This is a genomic window from Pseudomonas sp. NPDC099000 (assembly GCF_044759925.1).
Classification (GTDB): domain Bacteria; phylum Pseudomonadota; class Gammaproteobacteria; order Pseudomonadales; family Pseudomonadaceae; genus Aquipseudomonas.
Window position 1 is genome coordinate 34154 of sequence record NZ_JBIWAF010000018.1, and the last position, 6000, is coordinate 40153.

Here is a 6000-nt window from a genome sequence, read left to right on the forward strand (position 1 = left end):
CCTAGGCGCGAACCCTGCACACGGCTGTCGACTGTTTTCCATGCGCAAACTTCTGTACCTGACTTTATCCATGGCATTGATTGCCGCCCTGACGACCTACGCCATGTGGGCCGCGGACCGTCCAGTGGGTCATTACCTGTCGGACCTGCGCATCCATCTCGCGGTCGATCAAGGCACACCCGCCGATCGCGGCAATCTGCTGGGCATCCAGCCCGAGCTGTTCCCCACCGACTATCAAAGCCCCGAACGCCTGCACCGCAAACTCGCGGCCTATTTGCAGCAGGCCCAGAACCAGGGCTTGCTGAATGAAAAGACTATCGTCGTGCTGCCCGAACACATCGGCACCTGGCTGATGGTCAGCGGCGAGAAGGATGAGCTGTACCAGGCGACCACACTCAAGGAAGCCATGAACTGGCTGGCGGTGAGCAATCCCGTGCAGTTCGTCCGTGCGCTGATCAGTGCCAAGGGCGAAAGCCGTCTCGACGACGCTCACTTGCGGATGAAGGCCAAGGGCATGGCCAAGGATTATCAGGCACTGTTCGGAGGGCTGGCGAAGGCGTTCAACGTGACCCTGGTGGCCGGTACTATCGTGTTGCCCGAGCCGAGCATCATAGACGGCACGCTGAAAGTCGGCCGTGGTGCGTTGTACAACAGCAGCGTGGTGTTCGGTCGCGACGGGCTGCCGGTAGGCCAGCCGCAACGCCAGATGCATCCGGTCTTCGCTGAAAAAGACGTTATCGAAGCCAATGGCGAGCATACGCTCAACGTCGTCGACACCCCGGCCGGACGCTTGGGTGTACTGATCGGCAGCGACAGCTGGTACCCGGACAACTACCGCAAACTCGACGCTCAGGGCGCCCATTTGGTGGCTGTTCCCGCGTATGTCGTCGGCCGCGACACCTGGGACAAACCGTGGCGGGGTTACAAGGGGCTGTCGACGCCCGGCTCCGTCAGCCTCAAGGCCGGTGAACTCAGTGAAGGCCAGGCCTGGCATCGTCTGACACTGACCGGCCAACCGCCCAGCAGCCAAGCCATTGCCGGCATTAGCGTGTTCCTGCGCGGTCAGTTCTGGGACAAGGGCAGCGCGGGGCAAAGTTTTCTCAGCAACAACGGCCAGCAATTCGCCGACGGCAACGCCCGTGGCGCGCGCTTGCTGAACCTCTGGTTGTAACCCATGAAGCCGCTGCCGATGCGCCTTGGGGATCTGTCAGTGGGCTTTGTTCACAGCCTGGCCGACGCCGTGCTCAGCCACGGTGTGGACCCGCAACCGCTGCTTGAGCAATACGGCCTCGATGCCGCGCGCTTGGCCGAAGCGGGGGCCCGGCTGTCGATCCCGCGCTACATGCGCCTGGGCCACGGCGCCATTCAACTGACCGACGACCCGGCGCTGGGTTTGCGCATGGGCCGGCTCAGTCGACTGAGTCAGGCCGGACTGGCCGGGGTCACCGCCGCTCAGGCACCGACAGTTCGAGAAGCGGCGCGCTGCCTGATTCGTTTTGAAGCCTTGTATGGCTCCAACTATCGTGGCCAGTCGAGCTTTCATGAAGACGCTCAGGGCGCGTGGTTGCGGTTCTATTCCATCAGCCCTTACAACGCCTACAACCGCTTCGTGGTGGATTCGATCATCGCCGGCTGGTTACATCAATTGTCCAGCCTGAGCCCTGCCCCGCTTCGCGCCGAACGGATCGAGATTGAGTTTGCCGAACCGGATTATCGTGAAGCGTATGCCGCGCTGGGCGATTGTCCGATTCAGTTCGGCGCCGAACAGAATCAATTGCGCCTCAGTCTGGCCAGCCTCGCCCAGCGCAACCCGGAGCACTGCCCGAGTACCTGGCGACACTTGCTGCAACTCTGTGAGCGGGAACTGGAGCAACTGACGCGCACCCGCAGCCTGCGTGAACGCATCACTCAGTTGCTGGGGCCGTTACTCAATGGTGGCCGGGAACCCGACCTGGAAGAAGTGGCGGCACGCCTGAAGCTGCCGACCTGGACCTTGCGTCGCAAACTCGCCGAAGAAGGTACGCAATTTCGCGCCATTCTCAATGACACGCGCCGCGACCTGGCCATGACGTACATTCGCGACACGGAACTGGCGTTCGGTGAAATCGCCTACCTGCTGGGTTTTGCCTCAGCCGAAGCTTTCCAACGCGCCTTCAAACGCTGGAACGGCCAGACACCTGGCGAATTCCGCCGCAGCCATCGCCAATCCGCGTGATGCTTACAACTCTGTAGCGTCTTCCGCTGGCTCCAACGGGTCCAGTTCAAACGCCTGATACTCGAGCAGCTCTTCTTGATAATCGTCCATCGTGAAATCCCCCTACCGCTCGTTTAAAAAATGCCTGAATAAATGACCAACGCCTTGAGCATAAAGTGCCCGCGTGAAAGAAAAATGACGCAGGCACGCCGTTCAGCGGCTACTTATAAAACGTAGCAGGCGGTCAGGAATTTATCACAGGATTTTTTCGATAGAGGATGCAGAACTGCAGCCCGGGTTGACGCGGATCAATCTAAAAGCCATTTCGGGGACGGTGTCATCTGACAAGGTCCCGAAATGTATATCGATTACTGGCTGGCGCCAGGCATGGCCGAAATAGGCTCGCTCGGTGGCGGCAGACTTGATTGCGGCGGCGGTGTAACAGTTTCCGGGGACGGAGCCGGTTCCGGGTTTTCAACCGGGGTGATCGGCGCTGTTTCAGGCGGTGGTGCGACTGGCTCCGAGGCAGCGGGTGCTGGAGCAGGTTCAGCCGCAGGCGCTGGCGCTGGCTCCGCAGCAGGGGCCGCCGTTGGGGCCAAAGGCGCCGGAGCAGCCTTGGCTTCAGGCATGCCCAGGTCAGTCTTGGGTTTCTCGGGGATGTGTGCAGCCTTTTTCGCTTCCGGCGGCAGGAACAACTCCACCAGCGCAAAGAAACGCTCGTAGAACTTGGCCGACGAGACGGTTTCGCTGGCAACCTTGACCATCGAATCGTCGGAGGAACCGATCGGCATCGACACCGAACCCAGCACGCCCACACCCACACTGGCGGAGTTATTGGTTTTCTTCAGCGCATAACGGTCCTGCAGGGCGTTGGCGAACATGGTCGCATGATGGCCCTCACTGCCGTCATCGGCACAGACCACACTGAAGCTGATCTCCATGTGGGTCTCGCCGGTCTGCTGGAAGCTTTTGTGGCCGCTGACCAGTTTCGGGTCAGCGCTGGTGATGATGTAGCCCTGACTGAGCAACGCCCGACGGGCGGCTTCGCAGGTCTGCGCATCGGTCACCGGGTAATTGCGCGAAAACGTCCCGGAGTCATCAAAGTTCTCATGCTCATATATGGGGGCTTTCTTCGACGAGCAGCCGGCAGCAGCGGCCAGCAACAGCGCCAGCCCGGCAACACGCATGGGAATTGATTTAAACATTGAACATCCTGAGGGAAACGGTCCGGGGCGTATTGTGCAACAGATCGATGCTTAGCGGAGCATCGATTAGTGTCTTAAAACATTTACAAGTCTACTGACTGTCAGTTACGGGAAAAAGTCCCGTTCCAGGCCAGGTCAAAGGATCTCGTGTGGAAGCGGATCCAGCCTCGAAATCGCGCGCATAAAAAACCCCGGCCTTTCGGCCGGGGTCTTTGTGGAACGGGCAACTCAGTCAAACATCAGAAACGCTTGATCTCGGCCTGGCTTTCCAGCTGTTTGCGATAGGCCGCAAAGTCCTGCTGGCCAATGCGCGAGGCGAGGAAGCGACGGTACTGGGCCTTCTCTTCGTCGGTCGGCGCGGCGGCTTCGTTCACACCGTTCAAGCGCACGATCACCAGGCTACCATCGGCCAGGGTCACGCTGCTGAAGGTCGGCTTGTCCTTGGCGACAGGCTTGGGCATGCGGAACAGCGCTTGCAGCACCGTTGGGTCAATCCCTTCCTGAGCGCGCGTAGCCGCTTCAGTCAATTTCCAGTTCTGACCGTCGATCGCCTTGTCCAGCGGGGTCTTGCCGTCGCGCAGGCTGGCGATCAACTCATCAGCCTTGGTCTTGGCGGCAGCACTGGCGTGCTCCTTGGCCAACTGCGCACGAATGCTGGCATTGACGCTTTCCAGCGGCAGTTGCGCAGGCTTCAGGTGCTCCTTGGCGCGCAGCACGATCACGGTTTCCGGATCGAGCTCGATGGCGGTGCTGTTGGCACCCTCATCCAGCACTTCAGGGCTGAACGCAGCAGTGATCACGGCACGGTTGGCCGCAACACCTTCGCCACCTTCACGGCCGAACGGTTTGGATGTATGAACAGTGAGCTTCAGGTCCTGCGCCGGCTGAGCCAGATCGGAGGCTTCGAACGACGAGTCTTCCAGTTGCTTGGTCGCCTCGACGAAACGCTGCTCGACCTGCTGGGTTTTCAGCTCGCGGGTCAGCTTGTCTTTCAGGCTGGCAAGCGTCGGGACTTCAGGTGCTTCAACGCCCAACAGCTTGATCAGGTGGAAACCGAAGTCAGTGCGAACCGGTGCCGACACCTGATCCTTGGCCAACGCATACAGCGCGGTTTCGAATGCCGGGTCGTAGACGCCAGGGCCTGCGTAGCCCAGGTCACCGCCGTTGTTCGCCGAACCCGGGTCCTGGGAGAATTCCTTGGCCAGTGCCTCGAATTTCTCGCCTTTGGCCAGACGCGCCTGAACTTCTTCGATCTTGGCCTTGGCTTGCGCCTCGGTCACCTTGTCGTTCACTTCGATCAGAATGTGCGCAGCCCGGCGTTGCTCGGACAGGTTCGCGATTTCTTTCTGATACGCCGCTTGCAGCTCTTCGTCCTTGACGGCGACCTGATCGAAGAAGGAAGACTTCTTCAATTCCAGGTAATCGATGACAACCTGATCGGGCGTCATGAATTCCTTGGCATGTTCGTCGTAGTAGGCCTTGACCTCATCGTCGGTCAGCTTCACCGCTGCCGGGTCAACCTTGACGTTCAGGGAAGCGAAATCGCGGGTCTGTTTTTCCAGACGGGCGAACGCCAGAACCTGTGCATCGGTGACGAAACCGCTACCCGCCAAGCCAGCGCGCAGCTGCCCGATCAGCATTTCCTGAGCCAGCATCTGGCGGAATTGCATGCGGCTGTAGCCGAGTTGACGAATCACCTGATCGAAGCGCTCAGGACTGAACTTGCCATCAACCTGGAATTCAGGCGTTTGCAGGATCACTTGGTCCAAAGCCGCTTCGGAGAAAGCGAATTTCGATTCTTCTGCGCCTTGCAGCAGCAGTTTGCGATCGATCAAGCCTTTGAGCGCCGATTCGCGCAGCATTTTTTCGTCGAGCAAGGAAGCATCGAAATCCTTGCCCAGCTGTTGCATGAGCTGACGGCGTTGCATATCGACCGCCTGGCTCAGCTCGTTCTGGCTGATTTCTTCGCCGTTGACCTTGGCCGCATCCTGGCTGTTGGTCGTCGCCTGGAAAATGGCCTCGATACCGGTGAAAGCCATCAGTACAACGATGATCCCGATAATGGTCTTGGCAATCCAGCCTTGTGAATTGTCCCTGATATTCTGCAGCATGCGTCCCCCAGAAACGGTTGAACTTCAAAAATTAGGCAACCGTGGAGCGTGGGTAGAATCCGGATAGAAGAAAGGCGCATCCGAGGATGCGCCTTCTCGTAACTGGCGGAGCGGACCGATGACTCGAACTTGCGAGCCTCGGCGTCTCGGATCGGCGACTCGCCGACTGGACTACCGCTCCGCTGCCAGGTCAGGCTTGACCCCGACCCGGATAGGCAAAAACCTGAAGCGAACTTAGTTGACAGCTTCTTTCAGTGCTTTACCGGCTTTGAAACCTGGTTTTTTGGCTGCTGCGATTTCCAGCGTCTTACCGGTCTGTGGGTTACGACCAATGCGAGCTGGACGATCGGTAACGGAGAAGGTACCGAAACCAACCAGAACAACAGAGTCGCCAGCCTTGAGAGCGCCAGTGACGGATTCGATTACAGCGTCCAGCGCACGGCCAGCAGCAGCTTTCGGGATATCATCGGATGCAGCGATAGCATCAATC

At 59.3% G+C, this 6000-nt stretch carries 5 protein-coding genes; 2 read left to right on the forward strand and 3 right to left on the reverse strand.

Translation table 11 applies throughout. From position 1 onward, the window contains the following. Positions 1 to 40 precede the first annotated feature (40 nt). Together ACIQV9_RS19835 and ACIQV9_RS19840 are read left to right on the forward strand one after the other, a co-directional pair. On the forward strand, positions 41 to 1171 hold the full coding sequence (locus ACIQV9_RS19835; protein WP_403104716.1) for a carbon-nitrogen hydrolase family protein: 1131 nt from the start codon (positions 41 to 43) through the stop codon (positions 1169 to 1171). 3 nt (positions 1172 to 1174) lie between these two features. After that, the gene (locus ACIQV9_RS19840) at positions 1175 to 2215 is read left to right on the forward strand and encodes an AraC family transcriptional regulator (RefSeq protein ID WP_403104718.1); all 1041 of its coding nucleotides are present in this window, start codon (positions 1175 to 1177) and stop codon (positions 2213 to 2215) included. Positions 2216 to 2562: 347 nt separating this feature from the next. On the opposite strand, the gene ACIQV9_RS19845 is transcribed toward ACIQV9_RS19840, so the two are convergent. The 3 genes from ACIQV9_RS19845 to ACIQV9_RS19855 all read right to left on the reverse strand — a co-directional run bounded on the left by ACIQV9_RS19845 (position 2563) and on the right by ACIQV9_RS19855 (position 5999). Further along, a complete protein-coding gene (locus ACIQV9_RS19845) occupies positions 2563 to 3399 on the reverse strand; it encodes a DUF2242 domain-containing protein (protein ID WP_403104719.1) in 837 nt (278 codons plus the stop codon). A 239-nt stretch (positions 3400 to 3638) separates the two neighbouring features. After that, positions 3639 to 5510, reverse strand: coding sequence for a SurA N-terminal domain-containing protein (locus tag ACIQV9_RS19850; RefSeq protein ID WP_403104721.1), 1872 nt, complete (start codon positions 5508 to 5510; stop codon positions 3639 to 3641). A 234-nt stretch (positions 5511 to 5744) separates the two neighbouring features. Further along, on the reverse strand, positions 5745 to 5999 hold the full coding sequence (locus tag ACIQV9_RS19855; protein WP_403104723.1) for an HU family DNA-binding protein: 255 nt from the start codon (positions 5997 to 5999) through the stop codon (positions 5745 to 5747). Position 6000: the final 1 nt, after the last annotated feature.

What these genes read in the sequence shown, in the direction of transcription:
- ACIQV9_RS19850 (WP_403104721.1), bottom strand. Translation starts at nt 5,510, where the DNA reads ATGCTGCAGAATATCAGGGACAATTCACAAGGCTGGATTGCCAAGACC.
- ACIQV9_RS19845 (WP_403104719.1), bottom strand. Translation starts at nt 3,399, where the DNA reads ATGTTTAAATCAATTCCCATGCGTGTTGCCGGGCTGGCGCTGTTGCTG.
- ACIQV9_RS19835 (WP_403104716.1), top strand. Translation starts at nt 41, where the DNA reads ATGCGCAAACTTCTGTACCTGACTTTATCCATGGCATTGATTGCCGCC.
- ACIQV9_RS19840 (WP_403104718.1), top strand. Translation starts at nt 1,175, where the DNA reads ATGAAGCCGCTGCCGATGCGCCTTGGGGATCTGTCAGTGGGCTTTGTT.